The sequence below is a fragment of the Streptomyces sp. NPDC097129 genome, from assembly GCF_055668065.1.
Window position 1 is genome coordinate 1 of record NZ_JBVOQE010000093.1, and the last position, 1,148, is coordinate 1,148.

Genomic DNA, 1,148 nt, shown 5'->3' on the forward strand with positions numbered 1-1,148 from the left:
CTCAACGCTAGCAATAGGGGATACCGTGCCGCCCTTTCCGGCTATCGAAGCACGCCGGAATGGGTCACCGAGGCGTGTGCTCGGTGACCTCCGGGTTCAGAGTCGTGTGGTGGAGCGGCGGGGTTTCCGGTCGGGGTCGATGCCCGGTGGTGGGATGAACCAGGGCAGGTGATCGGTGCCCATTCGGATTTCCCATTTGCCGGTGAATCCGGGTTTTCGGTGCATCAGGGTGTAGTGGGTTCGGCAGAGTAGGACCAGGTTGTCCATGACGGTTGGTCCTCCTTTGGCCCAGTGTTTGATGTGGTGGGCGTCGGTCCAGGCGGGGACGCAGTCGCAGCCGGGGAAGGCGCAGCCTTTGTCGCGGGCGATCAGTGCGGTTCGTTGTGCTGCGGTGACAAGCCTTTTGAGTGGGGTGACGTCGAGTGGGGCACCGTTTTCGTCGAGGAGGACGCTGGAGAGCATGCAGTCGCAGGCGATCATGCGGGTGCGGCCGACGCTCAGTGGTCCCATCCAGGGCATGTGGCCGACATCGAGATCTTGTTTGTCGAGATCGTGAAAGTCGAGATCGAGCATGCCGGGATCGTCGTCCTCGGACGGGGCAGGTGTTGAGCCATCACTCGTTGTGGCGCATTCACGGTGGTAGGCCAGGTCTTTGGCGTTGATGTGCACGTTCAGGTGTTGGCGTTGGCCGCCGTCGATGCCGGTGGCAGCGTTGTCGAGGTAGCGTCGGATGAGTTCTGCCATGGCGTCTGCGTTGCGTGTGGCGGCGGGTCGTTTGTCGGGTGTGCCGTCTTCGGCGGGGGTGGGCATGGAGAGGTTGGAGAGGGCGGAGAGAAGCATTTCGCCGGTCACTCCGTCGAAATCGCCTCGGACGGCGACTCTTCCGTTGAGGGTGGGGGAGATGCGAAGTTCGTTGCGGTCGGTGTCTTCGCTTGGTGGTGGGTCGTCGGATTCGAACATGTGCTCGAGGACGCTGATGGCGTAGCGCAGTTTGACGGTGGTTGCTTCGGTTCCGGATGCTGCGGCGAGGAGTGTGTCGCGGCAGTACGGTAGTGCGGCGTCGGGCATTGCCTTGGGTGGGGATTCGCAGAACGCCACGATCAGTGCTGCGTGCTCGAAAGTGAGGTCACCGGCATCGAATTGGTCTT

1 protein-coding gene is annotated in these 1,148 nt (G+C 62.5%); it reads right to left on the reverse strand.

Going from position 1 to position 1,148, the window contains the following annotated elements:
- Positions 1-96: 96 nt before the first annotated feature.
- A partial coding sequence (locus AC0B9F_RS38340; RefSeq protein WP_472010459.1) for an HNH endonuclease signature motif containing protein occupies positions 97-1,148 on the reverse strand: 1,052 nt, incomplete at its 5' end.